This is a genomic window from Chryseobacterium sp. Chry.R1 (assembly GCF_039645525.1).
Classification (GTDB): domain Bacteria; phylum Bacteroidota; class Bacteroidia; order Flavobacteriales; family Weeksellaceae; genus Chryseobacterium; species Chryseobacterium proteolyticum.
In genome coordinates this window covers 4,078,505-4,096,705 of record NZ_CP151793.1, presented here as the reverse complement: position 1 = coordinate 4,096,705, position 18,201 = coordinate 4,078,505, and the positions used below count along the sequence as shown (strand labels likewise).

Annotated in this window: 14 protein-coding genes and 1 pseudogene; 13 read left to right on the top strand and 2 right to left on the bottom strand. The window is 36.6% G+C overall.

Features of this window, described 5'->3' with window-relative positions; translation table 11 throughout:
- Positions 1–34: 34 nt before the first annotated feature.
- The 10 genes and pseudogenes from AAEU33_RS18275 (at position 35) to AAEU33_RS18230 (ending at position 13,442) form a co-directional block, all read left to right on the top strand.
- Positions 35–421: a helix-turn-helix domain-containing protein gene (locus AAEU33_RS18275; RefSeq protein WP_172277765.1), complete on the top strand. Its 387-nt coding sequence runs from the start codon at positions 35–37 to the stop codon at positions 419–421.
- Between the two features lie 237 nt (positions 422–658).
- Positions 659–1,387: a pirin family protein gene (locus AAEU33_RS18270; RefSeq protein WP_345989492.1), complete on the top strand. Its 729-nt coding sequence runs from the start codon at positions 659–661 to the stop codon at positions 1,385–1,387.
- A 36-nt stretch (positions 1,388–1,423) separates the two neighbouring features.
- The gene (locus AAEU33_RS18265) at positions 1,424–1,978 is read left to right on the top strand and encodes an NAD(P)H-dependent oxidoreductase (protein WP_172277769.1); all 555 of its coding nucleotides are present in this window, start codon (positions 1,424–1,426) and stop codon (positions 1,976–1,978) included.
- A 281-nt stretch (positions 1,979–2,259) separates the two neighbouring features.
- Positions 2,260–3,252: a phosphoribosylformylglycinamidine cyclo-ligase gene (purM, locus tag AAEU33_RS18260; RefSeq protein ID WP_172277771.1), complete on the top strand. Its 993-nt coding sequence runs from the start codon at positions 2,260–2,262 to the stop codon at positions 3,250–3,252.
- A gap of 77 nt (positions 3,253–3,329) precedes the next feature.
- Positions 3,330–3,893: a phosphoribosylglycinamide formyltransferase gene (purN, locus tag AAEU33_RS18255; protein WP_345989489.1), complete on the top strand. Its 564-nt coding sequence runs from the start codon at positions 3,330–3,332 to the stop codon at positions 3,891–3,893.
- A 149-nt stretch (positions 3,894–4,042) separates the two neighbouring features.
- Positions 4,043–5,560, top strand: a complete 1,518-nt coding sequence (gene purH / locus AAEU33_RS18250) for a bifunctional phosphoribosylaminoimidazolecarboxamide formyltransferase/IMP cyclohydrolase (protein WP_345989487.1) — start codon at positions 4,043–4,045, stop codon at positions 5,558–5,560.
- A 92-nt stretch (positions 5,561–5,652) separates the two neighbouring features.
- Positions 5,653–6,891, top strand: a complete 1,239-nt coding sequence (gene purD, locus AAEU33_RS18245) for a phosphoribosylamine--glycine ligase (protein WP_273647519.1) — start codon at positions 5,653–5,655, stop codon at positions 6,889–6,891.
- A gap of 158 nt (positions 6,892–7,049) precedes the next feature.
- Positions 7,050–8,579, top strand: coding sequence for a glutamine-hydrolyzing GMP synthase (guaA, locus tag AAEU33_RS18240; protein ID WP_172277779.1), 1,530 nt, complete (start codon positions 7,050–7,052; stop codon positions 8,577–8,579).
- A 322-nt stretch (positions 8,580–8,901) separates the two neighbouring features.
- A pseudogene (locus tag AAEU33_RS18235) lies at positions 8,902–11,851 on the top strand (glycoside hydrolase domain-containing protein).
- Between the two features lie 82 nt (positions 11,852–11,933).
- Positions 11,934–13,442, top strand: coding sequence for a bifunctional GNAT family N-acetyltransferase/carbon-nitrogen hydrolase family protein (locus AAEU33_RS18230; RefSeq protein ID WP_345989484.1), 1,509 nt, complete (start codon positions 11,934–11,936; stop codon positions 13,440–13,442).
- A 66-nt stretch (positions 13,443–13,508) separates the two neighbouring features.
- Here the strand turns inward: AAEU33_RS18230 and AAEU33_RS18225 are convergent, their stop codons facing one another.
- Entirely contained in the window at positions 13,509–13,670 is a 162-nt protein-coding gene (locus AAEU33_RS18225) for a hypothetical protein (protein WP_172277785.1), read from the bottom strand.
- 157 nt (positions 13,671–13,827) lie between these two features.
- Between AAEU33_RS18225 and AAEU33_RS18220 the strand changes: the two genes are divergently transcribed.
- From AAEU33_RS18220 to AAEU33_RS18210, 3 genes are all read left to right on the top strand, one after another.
- On the top strand, positions 13,828–15,477 hold the full coding sequence (locus AAEU33_RS18220) for an AarF/UbiB family protein (RefSeq protein ID WP_345989482.1): 1,650 nt from the start codon (positions 13,828–13,830) through the stop codon (positions 15,475–15,477).
- A 42-nt stretch (positions 15,478–15,519) separates the two neighbouring features.
- Positions 15,520–16,029, top strand: a complete 510-nt coding sequence (locus AAEU33_RS18215; protein ID WP_345989480.1) for a hypothetical protein — start codon at positions 15,520–15,522, stop codon at positions 16,027–16,029.
- 67 nt (positions 16,030–16,096) lie between these two features.
- A complete protein-coding gene (locus AAEU33_RS18210) occupies positions 16,097–17,449 on the top strand; it encodes a DEAD/DEAH box helicase (protein WP_345989477.1) in 1,353 nt (450 codons plus the stop codon).
- An 84-nt stretch (positions 17,450–17,533) separates the two neighbouring features.
- Here AAEU33_RS18210 and AAEU33_RS18205 read toward each other — a convergent pair whose 3' ends face one another.
- On the bottom strand, positions 17,534–18,190 hold the full coding sequence (locus AAEU33_RS18205; RefSeq protein WP_345989475.1) for a GDSL-type esterase/lipase family protein: 657 nt from the start codon (positions 18,188–18,190) through the stop codon (positions 17,534–17,536).
- Positions 18,191–18,201: the final 11 nt, after the last annotated feature.

Below are 18,201 nucleotides of genomic sequence, written 5' to 3'. Positions count from 1 at the left end.
AAAGTATAGTGGTTACCTAAAGGAAAGTGGAATAATGGAAAAACAACATAATCATAAAGATTGTACAAAGGCTCTTAAACCTGTTCAGGATACATTGGATGTCATTAATGGGAAATGGAAATTACAGATCATCATTTCTTTGAATGCCGGAAATAAGCGTTTCACAGAGATTGAACGTAGCATTCCCAAGCTTACTTCGAAAGTTTTAGCCAAAGAATTAAAGGAATTAGAACAAAATGGTTTGCTTGAAAGGGTTGTGAAGGATACATATCCTGTTTCTATTGAATACTTACCGACGGAATATACAAAAACACTTCACCCTGTGGTAGAATCATTGGGAAATTGGGGTAAAAATCACCGTCAGCATATCTTTGGGACAACAATTGAAGAAGAGGCGAAGAATGACGATGTGGCTGAATAGATGAAAAGCAAAATGGCAAAAATGCCGAAAGGCGAAAAGTCAGAACGGTTAAATCGTTTAATCGCTAGGAATGTTTGTTGAAAAAAGTTTTTATCAAAGGGTGAAAGTTGTTCATCGACAAAGATGGCGATTTTGCAGTTCCGCAATTCAGCGATTTCACCTTTTTTTCCTTTCTTACCCTACATCAATATCCACTCCGTCTACGCTCCGTACATTTGTACCATAATTAATCACAATATGAAAACAGTATATCATAAATCAGATTCAAGAGGCCATGCTAGTCATGGTTGGTTAAACAGCTACCATACTTTCAGTTTTGCAAACTATCAAAATCCTGAAAGAACAAACTTCGGAGTTTTAAGAGTGTTGAATGACGATACCGTCTCTCAGGGAATGGGATTCGGAACACATCCTCACAGAGATATGGAAATCATTTCTATTCCATTAGAAGGAGATCTGGAGCATAAAGATTCAATGGGTACAACGGCGGTTATCAAAAAAGGAGAGATTCAGGTAATGAGTGCCGGAACAGGTGTTCAGCATAGCGAATACAATAAAAACAAGGATGAGGAGGTTAAATTTCTTCAGATCTGGGTGTTTCCAAGAGAGCTGAATGTAGAGCCCCGATATGATCAGAAAAGCATCAAAGAAGGAGAGAAAATTAATGGTTTCCAGCAGATTCTTTCACCCAACAAAAATGATGATGGAGTGTGGATTCATCAGGATGCATGGTTTAACCTGGCTAACTTTACAAAAGGGAATGGTAAAAACTACGTGTTTAACAAAAAAGGAAACGGGGTGTATGCATTTGTTCTAAAAGGAAGTGCAAAAGTAGGCGACAGAATCTTAAATGAGAGAGACGGATTAGGAATCTGGGATACCCAAAGCTTTAATATTGAAGCAATCGAGGACACAGAAATATTATTGATGGAAGTGCCAATGGAATTACCATCTTATCTAAAATAAAAATTAAATTTGTAGACATTAAAAAAATTAAACAGAATGAAAGTTTTAGCAATAGCAGGAAGTAATTCCGAAGCATCAATGAATAAGCATTTGGTATCCTACGCAGCTTCTTTGTTTGCGGGAAAAGCAGAAGTAGAAGTAGTAGACCTTAACCCTTTCGAAATGCCTATTTATAAGCATGAGAGAGAATTGGCAGGAGGAGTACCTCAGGAAGCAAAAGATTTTGCAGCAAAAATTGATGGCGCTAATGTACTCTTGGTTTCTTTACCTGAACATAACGGAACATATTCAACAGCTTTTAAAAATGTATTTGATTGGGTTTCAAGAATCAAGGACAGAACAGTATGGAATGAAGTACCAATGCTTTTAATGTCTACATCACCGGGAGGGAGAGGTGGAGCCGGGGTTTTGGAAGCCGCAACAAAACGTTTCCCTTTCCACGGAGGAAATATTGTAGAAACATTCTCTCTTCCTTTCTTCAACGATAATTTTGATAAAACAGCTGAAAAGATCTCTAATGAAGAAAAAGATAATGAGTTGAGAGAGAAAATTATTAAGATTTCTGCCATTGAAACAATCCTTGAAAAATAGAATTTGAATTTTAATTTAAAATTACTATTTTTGCAAAAAGAAAAAGAGATGAAAATTCAGTCCACTTTCAAAGAATGTTTTTCCATAAAAGGGAAAACTGTGGGCTCTAAAATTCTCAGATAAAATACTGGCCGATAATCTACTAAGATTGTCGGCTTTTTTATTTTCTAAATTTTAAATAAAATTATAATATAAAAAGGTAGGATATACTTCAGATGTAAGATATTAGATTTTCAATAGTCTGCAATCTGAAATCTGGCATCTAAAATCTAAATAATAACATGAGCAATACTTACAAATCTGCAGGAGTAGACAAAGAAGAAGGATACAAAACCGTTGATAAGATCAAAAAAGCGGTTGGTGAGACCCACAATTCCAATGTACTGAACCATTTGGGAAGTTTTGGGGCTTTCTATGAAATCGGTGGATATAAAAATCCGGTACTCGTTTCCGGTACGGATGGAGTAGGAACTAAGCTTAAAGTAGCTTTAGATTCTAAAAAATATGATTCTATCGGTGTAGATTGCTTCGCAATGTGTGCCAATGATATTTTATGTCACGGTGCCAAGCCATTGTTCTTCCTGGATTATCTGGCTTGTGGAAAATTAGACTCTGAAATTGCAGCAGAAATTGTTTTAGGAATGGTAGAAGCCTGTAAAGATAACAACTGTGCATTGATAGGCGGTGAGACCGCTGAAATGCCGGGGATGTATCAGCCTGGGGACTATGATGTTGCAGGATTCTGTGTAGGAATTGTTGAAAAAGATCAGATTATTGATGGCTCTAAAATAAAACCGGGAAATAAGATCATTGCATTACCAAGTTCAGGATTCCATTCCAATGGATTTTCACTGGTAAGAAAAGTATTCCCGAATTTTGAAGAAGAATTTGAAGGAAAACCTTTGTATGAAACTTTATTGGTTCCTACAAGATTGTACTATAAAGATATTCATAAAGTAATCGGAGAAGTAAAAGTTGCAGGAATCGCTCACATCACGGGAGGTGGGTTGTATGAAAATATCCCAAGAATTATTCCTGAAGGTTTGTGTGCTTCTATCGATGCTTCAAAAATACAGATCCCAAGCATAATGCTTGAACTTGAAAAAAGAGGTGGGGTAGCTCGCGAAGAAATGTTCGGAACTTTCAATATGGGAGTGGGGATGATCGTTGTTGTAGATGCTGAACATGCCGAGAAAGTTTTACACCTGCTGGATGATGCTTACGAAATCGGAGAAATCACGGAAGGAAGTGAGAAAATAAAATTAACATTTTAAAAGACTTCACATGTCAGATATCAGATACAAGACGAAATAGTCTGAAATCTGATATCCGACATCTAGTATCTAAATTAATGAAAAACATCGTTGTACTCGTTTCTGGTTCCGGGACCAATCTTCAGAGAATCTTAGATACCATTGAAAGTGGAGAAATCCAAAATGCAAGAGTGTCTTTAGTTGTTGCAGACAGAGAATGCTACGGGCTGGAAAGAGCAAAAAATCATCATATAGAAAATATACTCATTCCAAGAGGGAAAAATTTCAGCAGTGAATTGAGCAAAGTAATTCCTGAAAATACTGATTTAATTGTATTGGCAGGGTTCTTATCTATTCTGAAACCTGAATTCTGCGAAAACTGGAATGGTAAAATAATTAATATTCATCCTGCTTTGCTCCCCAAATTTGGTGGAAAAGGAATGTGGGGAATGAATGTTCATAATGCCGTTATTGAAGCTAAAGAAAAAGAAAGCGGGGCAACAGTTCATTTTGTAACTCCGGGAATTGACGAAGGCCAGGCTATCCTTCAGAAAGCATTTGACGTTACAGAAAATGATACTCCGGAAACATTGGCTGGAAAAGTACACAAGATTGAGTACGAAATTTTTCCGATAGCGATCAATAAAGTATTAGGGAATTAATACAATATACCTGTTTGATAAGATTACATTGCTGGAAAGGGACATTGTTACAATTAAAAAAAATCTAAGTAAAATAAAAGTAAATCCGGAGGTGAAAGACCGGGAATACAGTTTGAGATAGCTGTGAAAAGTAAAAAATTGAAAGTAAGATGAGTAAAAAGAGAGTTTTAATCAGTGTTTCTGACAAAAGTGGATTAATAGAATTCGCTCAGTTTTTGGAAGCTCAAAACTACGAATTGATTTCTACCGGAGGTACCTTCAAACATTTGAAGGAAGCCGGTCTGAATCCGGTTCAGATTGATGAGGTGACCAATTTCCCTGAGATGCTGGATGGCAGAGTAAAAACCCTGCATCCAAAAGTTCATGGCGGGCTCCTTGCTGTCCGTTCCAATGAAGAACACATGAAGACGGTTCAGGAACACGGAATTGGTTTGATCGATATGGTTATTGTAAACCTTTATCCTTTCTTTGAAAACGTAAACAAAGATATTTCTCTACATGAAAAGGTAGAATTTATCGATATCGGTGGTCCTTCAATGCTTCGTTCAGCAGCCAAAAATTTTGACTCTGTTACTGTAATTACTGATGTTGAAGATTATACAACCGTAAAAATTGAAATGGAACAGAATGGAGACACGTATATCGAAACCCGTAAAAAGTTGGCCGGTAAAGTGTTCAATCTTACTTCTGCTTACGATGCTGCTATTTCAAGAATGCTTTTAGAAGAGGAATATCCTACTTATTTAAGTGCATCTTATAAAAAAGCTGCTGATCTGAGATACGGTGAAAACCCTCATCAGACTGCTGCTTATTATGTTTCCACTTTCGAAAACGGAGCGATGAAAGATTTCGAACAACTTGGAGGAAAAGAACTTTCCTTCAACAATCTTCGCGATATGGATCTTTGCTGGAAAGTGGTTACTGAATTTAAAGAAGAGATGGCTTGTTGTGCAGTGAAACACTCTACACCTTGTGGCGTGGCGATCGGGACTTCAGCATTGGAAACGTATCAAAAAACTTTTGAATGTGATCCTATTTCAATTTTTGGCGGAATTGTTGCAATGAACTATAAGATCGATGCGGCTACTGCTGAAGAATTAAACAAAACTTTCCTTGAAATTGTTATGGCTCCTGATTTTGATGAGGAGGCTCTTGAAATTTTAAGAAAAAAGAAAAACCTAAGAATTATAAAGATCGTAAATCCGGTTTCCGATAAGCAGACATGGGTGAAAATTGATGGAGGAATGCTGGTTCAGGATAACGATACTTATTTCTCTGAAGATATTAAAGTAGTTACCGATGTACAGCCTACTGAAGAGCAGAAAAAAGCATTGCTTTTCTCTCAAAGGGTTGTAAAATATGTAAAATCTAATGCGATAGTAGTTTCTAACGGTATTCAGGCTTTTGGAATCGGAGGAGGTCAGGTTAACAGGATCTGGGCAACTCAGCAGGCAATCGAAAGAGCTAAAGAGAAATTCTCCGGAAATCTTGTATTAGCTTCAGACGCTTTTTTCCCTTTCCGTGATGTTGTAGATTTCTGCGCTAAGGAAGGTATCAAAGCGATCATCCAGCCGGGAGGAAGTGTAAAAGATCAGGAAAGCATCGAAGCTGCAAATGAGCACGGAATTCCGATGATGTTTACAGGAGTTAGACATTTTTTACATTAATTAAATTAGAATTAAAAAGTAGTTTTGAGGTGGCATTTATCGCTTTCAAAATTATATATTTGTATAATATAGACTAGATAATTAAATAAAGTATGAGAATCTTAATCATAGGTGAAGGTGGAAGAGAGTCTGCATTGGCAGCGAAACTTCATAAAGACTCCAGAGTTACTAAAATGTTTTTTGCTAATGGAAATGCAAGTACGGATGTAATAGGGAAAAATGTTCATTTATCAGAAATTAAAGAACTTAGAGACTTTGCTATCAAGGAAAAGGTGGATCTAACGATTGTAGGTCCTGAAGCTCCACTTGTAGCTGGTTTGAAAGATGAGTTTAAGAAACATGATCTTAAAGTTTTTGGTCCGAACCAGAAAGTGGCAAGTCTTGAAGGAAGCAAGGCTTTCTCTAAGAAATTTATGCAGACCTATGATATTAAAACAGCAAAAGCTGTAGTATTTGATTCATATAACGAAGCTAAAGAATACGTTCAGACTCAGGAATACCCTTTAGTGATCAAAGCAAGTGGTTTAGCAGGCGGAAAAGGTGTTGTAATTTGTGATACCCTGGAAGAAGCTGAAGCTACAATCCACGATTTCATGATTCGCAGAATTTATGGAGATGCAGGTATCCGTTTGGTTATCGAAGAATTTTTACAGGGTTTTGAAGCTTCAATCATTGCTTTCTCAAACGGAGAAAAACTATTCCCTTGTATTGCTGCTAAAGATTATAAAAAAGCCGGAAACGGAGATACAGGACCTAATACAGGAGGTATGGGATCTGTGGCACCAAGCCCAGAATTTACTGCTGAACATCAGGCTGATTTTGAAAAAAATATTTTGGAGCCTACTGTTCGCGGTCTTAAAGAAGAAGGATTCAGCTTTAAAGGGATTATCTTCTTCGGATTAATGGTTACTAAAAACGGGACTTACCTGCTTGAGTACAACATGAGATTCGGAGATCCTGAAACTCAGGTATTGATGGCTCTTATGGAAAACAATCTTTTGGATGTAATCAATGACTGTATGAGCGGAAAAGACATCGAGCTTAAGTTTAAAGATGAGAAAGCCGTATGTCTGGTAATGTGTTCAGGAGGTTACCCGAGAAATATAGAAATAGGCTTCGAGATCAAAGGAGAAGATAAAGTAAAACACAGTCAGTTGCTACACGCCGGAGCGATCCGAAAAGGAGACAAAGTGGTTTCCAACGGGGGTAGAGTTCTTAACCTGGTTGCAACGGGTGCTACTTATGAAGAAGCTCGCAAGAAAGTATACGAAGATGCACTTCCGGTTCACTTCGATTACAGTTTCTACAGAGAAGACATCGGAAAGTTTTAATAAAAATCATAAAAAAAGATTTGGAACGTTTCCAAGTCTTTTTTTGTAAAACAGTTAATATTAGAAATAAGAAGTCAGATGCTCGATTCAAGACTTCAGACTAAAATCTGAAATCTGATGTCTGAAATCTGATATCTTTCAAACAAATCAATTATAAAATGAACAACGGTATTATCATATTAGATTTCGGATCTCAGTACAACCAGCTTATCGGAAGAAGAATCCGTGAAATGGGAGTATATTCGGAAATCTTACCTTACAATACACCATTACAAGAAATTCTTGAACGCCAGCCTAAAGGAATTATCCTTTCTGGAGGGCCAAGTTCTGTAAATGCTGAAAATGCTCACCTGGTTGAGAAAGCATTATACGAACAGGGAATTCCTGTACTGGGTATTTGCTACGGAATGCAGCTTACGGCACATGTTTTAGGAGGAAAAGTAAATAAAGGAGAAAAAGGGGAGTACGGAAAGGCTCACCTTGATATTATTAAAGAAAATGCTCTATTAGAAGGGGTAAGTCAGAATTCTGTGGTTTGGATGAGCCACTTTGATGAAGTAGGTGATTTGCCAGCAGGTTTTGAATTAAATGCAAAGTCGGGAGTTATCGCCGCTATTTCAAATTCTGAAAGAAAAATCTATTGCGTTCAGTTCCACCCAGAAGTTTCTCATACAGAAGAAGGTGGTAAAATGCTTGAAAACTTTGTTTTCTCGATCTGTAATGCTGAGAAAAATTGGAAGCTTACCAATTATATTGAAAGAACAGTTGCTGATATCAAAGAAAAAGTAGGAGATAATAAAGTAATCCTTGGGCTTTCAGGAGGTGTTGACTCTTCTGTTGCTGCAGTTTTGATTCATAAGGCAATTGGCGATCAGCTGACTTGTATCTTTGTGGATACTGGTCTTTTGAGAAAAAATGAAGATGTAAAAGTGATGGAGAATTATGGAGAGCACTTCCATATGAACATTAAATTGGTTGATGCTTCAGAAAGATTTTTATCAAAATTGGCTGGAGTAGATGATCCTGAACAAAAAAGAAAGATCATCGGAAACGAATTTATCCATGTTTTTGATGAAGAATCTCATAAAATTGAAGGAGCTAAGTTTTTAGCACAAGGAACAATTTATCCTGATGTAATCGAAAGTCAGTCTGTAAACGGACCATCAGCAGTGATCAAATCTCACCACAATGTTGGAGGGCTTCCTGAGGAAATGGAATTTGAGCTATTAGAGCCTCTTAGAGAGCTTTTCAAAGACGAAGTAAGGAAAGTAGGGGAAGAGTTGGGAATTCCTCATCATTTGGTATACAGACACCCTTTCCCGGGTCCTGGTTTAGGGATCAGAATTTTAGGAGCTGTAGATGCAGAAAAAGTAAGAATTCTTCAGGAAGCTGATGACATATTTATTGAAGAATTATACAAAAATGATCTTTATGAAAAAGTTTCTCAGGCTTTTGTAGTATTGCTTCCGGTTAAGTCTGTTGGAGTAATGGGAGACGAAAGAACCTATGAATACACTGCGGTAGTTCGCTCTGCCAATACAATCGACTTTATGACGGCAACCTGGAGCAGACTTCCTTATGAATTTTTAGATACTGTTTCCAGCAGGATCATTAATGAAGTAAGAGGAATTAACAGGGTAGCTTATGATATTTCAAGTAAACCACCTGCAACTATTGAGTGGGAATAATCTTACTTATAAACATAAAAATGCAGAATCCTACTTTTTTAGTAGGATTTTGTATTTTATGATTAAGCTCATGATTTATTTTATTTTTAGGCCGTACATTTGTATAAGAATTACATGATTTATATTCTAATAGATATAATAATTTTTTTTTCATCATTTGTGTTTTTGAACCTCCCTTATGGGAGGTTTTTTTTATTTCTGAGGAGATATTCTTTCTTTATTTACCTGTAATGTGTTAAGAGTTGTTTAATATTTTCTATGTATTGTGATTTATCTTAAATTTGAAAAATAGTAAATCATTGACCACTTTATCTCATTTAATATGCTTTTAAAAAAAATTTTCCCACTGATTCTGACAGGAAGCCTTATTCCAAATTTTAGTAATGCACAACATGTCTATCCTCCTCAAATCCAGAAATGGAATGCCGATGAATTGGGTAATCAACGGGCAGTATTGCGGTGGAATGCATCTTCAAAGCAGGCAAAGGCCGTCATTCCCTGGAGAAATATAAATGTAAAAGCTGATCAGAAGGTCATAATTATAGACAGCCTTACTCAAAAACAGTATGAGCCGGATGCATACCTGAGTATGAATGAAGAAGAAGGTTCATTTGTTTTTAATCCGGTTTCAGGAAAGGGAATTTACTATGTCTATTTTCTTCCCTATAAGTTGGATGAAAGAACGAATTATCCCAAAGCGACTTATCTTAAGAGGACCAATATAGCGACTGCTAAAGATGTTGGAGCCGTACCATTGGCCAGTGTGATAAGAATAGAGTCGGTGGATAAGTTCAACTCCAATGATCCGATGGAAGTAATTGCGACTAAAAAAGAGATTGCAGAATACATGAAAAAACATGAAGATCAGTCTTATTTTGTATTCCCGGAAACTAGAGAAAACCCTGTTAAAATGAATATAATCCCTCAACGTTGGGTGGATGATAAAAAAGACTCATCTGTTCTTCATGGAAATACTGAAAGAGGCCTATTTTATGCTTTTCAGATTGGGGTTTTACCAGTAAAAATTAATCTTGAAAAAGTAAAAATAACAGCTTCTTCATTAAAAAGTACTTCAGGGGCGACAATAGATTCCCGATATTTTAATTGTATCAATACAAACGGTACAGATTATAAAGGAGAAAAGCTGGAGTTAAACGCAAATGTAAAAAAAGATGATTTACAGGCTTTCTGGTGTGGCTTTGATATCCCTGAAAATACTTCTCCCGGAATCTATGAAGGGACAATTACCATTCGTCCAGAAAATGCTACTGTACAAACAGTGAAAATTGTATTAAACATAAGTGGGGAAAAACCTGAAAATGACCAGGTTGCCATGGCTTAATTCTACCTTGGCGCAGGCTAATACCGTAATCAAACCATATACACCATTACAGCTCAAAGGACAAGAAATTTCCTTACTGGGAAGGAAGGTACAATTAGATGCTTCAGGATTTCCTAAGCAGATTCAGACTTTTTTTACTCCGGAAATGACATCAATCGGAGAAAAGGCCAATTCAATATTAAGTGAACCTGTACATTTTGTAGTAAAAGGACCCGGGGCAAAACCTGAGAACTTCAAAAATTCAGGAATTAAGTTTATAGGAAAAGAAGAAGGTAAAATATCCTGGATAAGCACAAATACTTCAGGGAACTTACAAATGAAGGTAGAAGGTTCCATAGAATTTGACGGATTTATGGAATACAATGTTAAGATTACTGCATTAAAAGATATGCAGATTGAAGATATTGCCTTGCAGATTCCTTTTGAGAAAGATAAAGCAACCTATATGATGGGATTAGGGCAGAAAGGAGGTTACAGACCTGATCATTTTAACTGGAAATGGGATGTTGCCAAAAAAAACCAGGATGGAGCATGGTTGGGCAACGTAAATGCCGGAATACAATTTTCTTTAAGGGACCAGAATTATTCACGTCCGCTTAATACCAATTTTTACCTTCAAAAACCATTGATTCTGCCATCTTCATGGGGTAATGAAAATAAAGGAGGGATCACGATAAAAGAAGCCGGAGGAAAAATTGTTGTCAATAATTTCAGTGGGGTCCGCAGCATGAAAAAAGGAGATGAACTATATTATAACTTTCATCTGTTGATTACTCCGTTCCATCCGATCAATACAGAGGAACAATGGAATAACCGTTTTTATCATGCTTATAAGCCGGTTGATACGATAAAAGCCAGTGGAGCTAATGTAATCAACATTCATCACGGAAATGAGATCAATCCTTATATCAATTATCCGTTTGTAGCGACGAAAGAGATGAAGGACTACATTATGAAAGCGCACGAGAAAGGTTTAAAGGTGAAAATTTACAATACGATCAGGGAGGTTTCTAACCGGATGTATGAGCTGTACCCCGTGAAAAGTTTGGGTCAGGAAGTTTTTTCCGCAGGAAAGGGTGGAGGCTATTCATGGCTGCAGGAGCATCTTCATGATCACTATATCGCAGCCTGGTATGTGCCGGAATTTAAAGATGCTGCAATTATTAATAGTGGGATGAACCGTTGGCATAATTATTATGTGGAAGGGATGAATTGGCTGGTCAATAATTTAGGGATTGACGGAATTTATCTCGACGATGTAGCATTTGACAGGGTAACCATGAAGAGGATTAAAAGAGTAATGACCCAGAATGGACATCCCGGTATCATTGATCTGCATTCTGCAAATCAGTATAATGATAAGGATGGTTTTAATAACAGTGCCAATCTTTATCTTGAGCATTTTCCTTATATCAACCGTTTATGGTTTGGGGAATATTTTGATTATAACAACAATAATCCTGAATTTTTATTAACTGAGGTGAGTGGTATTCCTTTCGGGCTAATGGGAGAAATGCTTCAGGATGATGGCAATCCTTGGCGGGGAATGCTTTATGGCATGACAAGTCGTCTGGGATGGTCGGCAAAAAGTAATCCAACTCATCTGTGGAAAGCCTGGGATGATTTCGGAATTAAAGGCTCAAAGATGATTGGCTATTGGGTTCCTGACAATCCTGTGAAAACAGATAATCCAGCAGTACTGGCTACAATTTATAAACAGGAAAAAAAGATCATGGTTTCCCTTGCAAGCTGGGCTCCTCAGGATATTCGAGTGAAGCTGAAAATAGATTGGAAAGGTTTAGGCATAGACCCGAAGAATGTGAAAATAAGTACTCCTGCAATTAAAGATTTTCAGGAAGCAAAGACATTTAATATCAATGATGAAATTAATGTGGAGAAAAACAAAGGATGTTTAATAATTATTCAATAGATTAAAGAACTCGCCCCGGATACAAGGAAATCTGGCGCATAATCTGATTTATTTTACTTAAATTTAATAAAATTTATATAAAATGCAAGTAGATACAAGGACCTTAAGTGTACAGGATTATGATGAGTTGGTAGAAACAATGAGGCGTGCCTACCCTCAGATGTCAGAATATGTATGGTCTAAAAAAAGCATCGAAAAATTAACGAAAATATTCCCAAAGGGACAGATCTGTATTACAGTAGATGGCAAATTAGCTGCTGTGGCGCTTTCTATCATCGTAAATTATGATGAATTCGGAGATGATCATACTTATAGTGATATTACCGGAAATTATACTTTCAATACCCATTCGTCAACAGGAAATGTACTGTATGGGATCGAAGTTTTTGTAGATCCGGAATACCGTGAACTGAGATTGGGAAGAAGATTGTATGATGCAAGAAAAGAATTATGTGAACAATTGAATCTGAAATCGATTGTGTTGGGTGGAAGAATTCCGAATTACCACAAATACAGTGACGAATTATCGACGAGGGATTATATACGGAAAGTGAGGGATAAGGAAATTTATGATCCTGTTTTATCTTTTCAGCTTTCCAATAACTTTTTACCCATCCGTGTTTTAAAAAAATATCTTCCGGAAGATGAATCTTCAAAGGAAAATGCAGTTTTGTTGCAATGGAATAATATCTATTACAGTAAAAAGCCAAACACGATGCAGGATAGTATTATCCGGCTTGGCCTTGTACAATGGCAAATGAGGCACTTTAAGAATATTGATGCCTTTTATGAGCAGGTGGAGTTTTTTGTTAATGTAATGGGAGATTATAAATCTGATTTCGTTTTGTTTCCAGAACTATTCAATACTCCTTTGCTGGCACCCTTTAACAAACTATCGGAAAGAGATAGCATGATTGAGTTGGCAAAATTAACTGACCAGATCAAAGAGAGAATCTCGGAACTGGCTATCAGTTATAATGTGAATATTATTTCAGGAAGCATGCCGGTTTTTGATCCTGAAAATAATGACCTTTATAACGTCAGCTACCTGTTGCACCGTGACGGACGCATTGATGAATACAGGAAAATTCATATTACGCCTAATGAAAGAAAATACTACGGAATGAAAGGTGGGAGTGAAATTAAAGTATTCGATACCGATTGCGGAAAAATAGGTCTTGTAATTTGCTATGATGTGGAGTTTCCGGAACTGCCTAGAATTCTGGCAGACCAGGGAATGAAGGTCCTTTTTGTCCCTTACCTTACAGATACTCAAAATGCTTATATGAGGGTTCGCCATTGTGCTGCAGCAAGAGCCATCGAAAATGAATGTTATGTTGCCATAGCTGGATGTGTAGGGAACTTACCGGGAGTGAATAATATGGATATTCAATTCGGCCAGGCAGCTGTATTTACCCCTTCTGATTTTGCTTTCCCATCTAATGCCGTAAAAGGGGAAGCAACCCCTAATACGGAGATGACCTTGATTGTGGATGTAGATCTAAATCTTTTAAAAGACCTTCACTATAATGGTTCTGTTCAGATTCTCAAAGACAGGAGAAATGATCTCTATGAAACTTATCTTAAATAGTTAACAAATAAAAACAGAATGCTTTTGCATTCTGTTTTTTTATAAATAATTTTTGTTACCTCTATCTTATTGAAGCTGTGGACAAACTACAGCCGGGCAAATCAATTTTGGACATCTAGGTCTTCCGTCTGTAGGACAACATTGATTTGAGCATCCTACGATAATTCCAGCTCCTGAAACAGTTCTTAATTCTTCTCTTGATAATTTTTTGATCGGTAAATTTTTCATTTTGTAATATTTTACGGGTTAGTAATAATTTTTGTACCCTATAAAGATAAAAAAATCCTGCAAATAACAATAAAGATGGATTTTTTTTCTTCTATAGTTCTTTGGATATTGTATTAGGAATGGTTTTTGGAGTAATTTGCACTTATTATTCACAATTATGTTTGATAAGCAACAGAGAAAACTGAAAAGATCTGCCAGGCTGATTTCCGTATTAAGCAAATATGGTTTTAAAGATATGCTGGCCCGGATGAATGGGAATAAGCAGGAAGAGGAGGATTCTGAACGTTCTGATGAAATTATTTCAAAAGGAACTGTTTATGAAAGGATCAGATTGGTTTTGGAAGAGTTGGGGCCAACATTCGTGAAACTGGGACAAACATTTAGCAACAGGGAAGATTTACTTCCCCCGGAACTGATTCAGGAATTACAGAAACTACAGGATAAGGTGGATACTGTGGAAATGAATGTAATTGAAATCCTGGAAAGTGAATTCAACATTTCAGTGAAGGATCATTTTCAGGAAATTCAGTCCCAACCCTTAGCAACCGCATCCATTGCACAGGTGTATAAGGCTACTTTAGCAGATGGGACCAGTGTAATCCTAAAGATAAAAAAAGCCGATGTACAGACCGTTATTGAGGATGATTTGCTTTTGATCAAAGACCTGGAAAGGCTTGTTTCTTCTTATTCTGAAATTGGAGAGAAGCTGAACTTAAAACAGGCTATATCCACATTTGAGAAATCGTTGCTTGAGGAAGTTTCTCTGATCAATGAAAAAGATAACATTTTACAGTTTACGCGGAACTTTAAAAATAATAAGGAGACCTACGTTCCAAAAGTCTATGAGGAATTTTCCAATAATAACATTCTCTGTATGGAATTTATTGATGGAATAAAGGTCACAGATAAAGCAGGACTTTTAGCTCATAATATTGATCCTGTAAAGGTTTCTGAAGCGGGATTAAGGTTGTTTGTATCTCAGATCCTCGACTATGGTTTCTTTCATGCAGATCCGCATGCCGGAAATATCCTGGTAAAGAAAGATGGGAAAGTCGTTTTTATTGACTTTGGAGCAGTAGGGCAGATTCAGCCTAATGATAAAGAAATCCTTGAGGATCTTATTGTAAGTTTTGTAGCGAAAAACTCACACAAAATAGTGAGGTATCTGAAGAGGATGTCTGTCAGTTATGAAATTCCGGACGAAAGAAGATTTGAAAATGATGTAAATGATATTCTGAATTTTGTTCATAGTTCTTCTTTGCAGGATATCAATGTTCAGACGGTAATCAATAAAATGAAAGACATTTTGAAAGATAACCGCCTTCATATGCCGGACTATTTTTATCTGTTGTTTAAAGGAATCAGCCTTATAGAGGGAGTAGGAAGGAATATTAATCCGGATCTGGACATTGTTAAAAGTCTTAATCCTTATACCAAAAAGATATTTGCCAAAAAAATAAGTCCGAAAAATATACTTAAAACCGGAATGGATAAAATGATGAATTTCACGGATAATGTAGATGAAATTCCCAGAGAACTCCGTTCTGTTTTACAAAAGCTGGATGAAAATAAGTTTAGCATTTCCAGTGAAATTAAAAATATTGACAAAACGAATCAGATCATCAAATCCAGTGCGGTTAATATGATTTTAGCGCTCATATTGGGAGCAAACATGATTGCAACGGCAATTGTTTTTGTGTCAGAGGCTCCTCCGAGGATCGGAGAAATGTCACTGATAGCGGTATTGGGGTTTATCTTTTCAGTGATATTGGTTTTGATTCTGTTATTGAGGATAACCAGAAAGTAATTTTTTTAGAAGAAATATTCATTTAAAATAAAAAATAACCATATGAAACTAATGATTTTAGCTGTTCTGACATTCGGAGGTTCTGTCCTGTCAGCTCAAAATAAAGAAGAAAAAGGAATCCTGGGTGATTACGATGGAAATGGAACAAAGGAGTATGCTTATTTTAAGATAAATGACTGCACTGAAGAATGTGATGGAGCGTGCGAAACGGTAATTTATTTTAGTGACAAAAAAATAAAGTCTTTTACCGTTTCAAAAGCAAATGGTGTTGAACTGTACAACCTCGGAGACCTTAATGGGGACGGAAAAGATGATATTGGGGCTTATACGCTTTGGTGTACAAGCTGCTGGGCTCCGTTTTATGTATATACCAACAGCAAAACCGATTGGAAGCCTTTAGTGAAACCTATTTCAACCCATTGCTCGCAATGGGAAGCCGATAAATTTCCGATCAAAAAAGATCCTCGGAAGAAAGGACATATAATTATTACGTCAAGCCAATGGAAAGATGATGATATTAAGATAGTGAGTCAAAGCGTTAAAGTAAATTAAAACCTGCTATTCATCAACCATTCAACTATCATTTCACATTGTACATTTTAATACCTATCTTTGCAAAATGGAAAAACTCACTTTTGCAGATTTTGGCCTGCCGGTAAAAATTCTTGATGTTTTAGCAGATTTGGAACTGTTTGAACCTACTCCTATTCAGGAAAAGAGTATCAGCCCGATACTTTCGGGTAGGGATGTAATGGGAATTGCCCAAACCGGAACAGGAAAAACTTTAGCATATCTTTTACCGGTTCTTAAGACCTGGAAGTATAACAAAAGTGGAAATCCAACGGTATTGGTATTGGTTCCTACCAGGGAGTTGGTGGTACAGGTAACTGAAATTCTTGAAAAGTTGACCGCCAATATTACCGCAAGAGTTATCGGAATTTACGGAGGAAAAAATATCAATACACAGAAGCTTTTATTTGATAACGGATGTGATATTTTGGTAGGAACTCCGGGAAGGGTAATGGATCTGGCAATTGATAACGCAATTTCTCTTAAAGAAGTTCAGAAGCTGATCATTGATGAGTTTGATGAAATGCTTAATTTAGGTTTCAGACCACAACTGACTCATATTTTTGAAATGATGAAAGAGAAAAGACAGAATATCCTTTTCTCAGCTACAATGACGGAAGCCGTAGATGAAATGCTGGATGAATATTTTGCACATCCTATAGAAATTTCATTGGCAAAGTCCGGAACTCCTCTGGAAAAGATAGAACAGACAGGATATAAAGTTGAAAATTTCAATACGAAGATCAATCTACTGGAGCATTTACTAAAAAGTGACGCTGAAATGTCTAAAGTTCTGATCTTTACCAATAATAAGAAGAACTCCGATTTGTTATTTACAAAGATTGAGGAACTTTTCCCCGGACAATTTGATGTTATTCACTCCAATAAATCTCAGAATTACAGGTTGAAAGCGATGAAACGCTTTGAAAATGAAGAAATCAGAGGCCTTATCACTACAGACGTTATGGCAAGGGGACTTGATATCTCAGATATTACCCATGTCATCAACTTTGAGACTCCTGAAGTTCCTGAACAGTATATCCATAGAATTGGTAGAACAGGTAGAGCGGATAAAAACGGTAAAGCTGTTACTTTTGTTACAAAAAAAGAAGAACCGTTGGTACTGGATATCGAGCTTTTGATGGATAAAGAGCTGAAATTTATAGATTTCCCTGAAGAAGTAAAAATCAACCCTAAGAAGATTGCATCAGAAGAAGACCAGATTATAATGAAGAATCCGGCACAGGTGAAGCTTTACGAAGGAGGTGGAGCTTTCCATGAGAAAAAAGATAAGAATAAAAAGGAAAACTGGGGTGGACCTTCTAAAAGAAAAGCACCAAAGAAATTTGGGGCTAACAGGGCACAGCAGAAAGCAATTTCGAAATCAAAAAGAAAGAAATAATAAAATAATAAATAAAAAGCTTCATCGGTTAAGATGAAGCTTTTTGTTTGCGGATGTGGAGAAGGTATCTTCTGTTAACAACTGCTATTTCATATAAGGTCTTATCACATCTGCCCAGATCTTATTTCCTTCCGGAGTTAAATGAAGCATATCTTCAAGGAAAATATCTCTTCTTATATTTCCATTCGCATCTTCCATTGCCTTAGTGATATCAATATATTCAGCATTTTTTTCCTTTTTCATAAAGGCGGCAATTTGTTTGTTGGTTTCTCTCATTTGTGGCCAGAGAATTTCCCGGCTTGGCGAAAATTTAATTGAAATGTAATCGACTTCTATGTTAGGAAACCTTTGACGAATCTTTTTATAGAAAGTTTTAAAACGCTTGACAACTACATCTGCTTTTAAATCGTGATTGTCTGCAAAATCATTATCCCCGCAATAAATGATGATTTGTTTGGGTTGATAAGGAGCGAGAAGATCATCAGCATAGGCATTCAGGTCTGTTAATCTTGAGCCACCAAATCCTCTGTTGATGATTACCTTACCAGGAAAATAACTCGCCACATCTGTCCATCTCGTAAAAGATGAGCTGCCGATTAAAAGAATAGCATCTTTGGGTGGTGGAGTTTCCTTATCTAATTTTTTGAAATTTTGAATGTCCTGCCAGAACATCGGTTTTTTTTCCTGTGAAAAGAAAATGGCAAATGACAGCAGTAAGAATGCTGATAAAATCTTCTTCATTTTTTTAATAA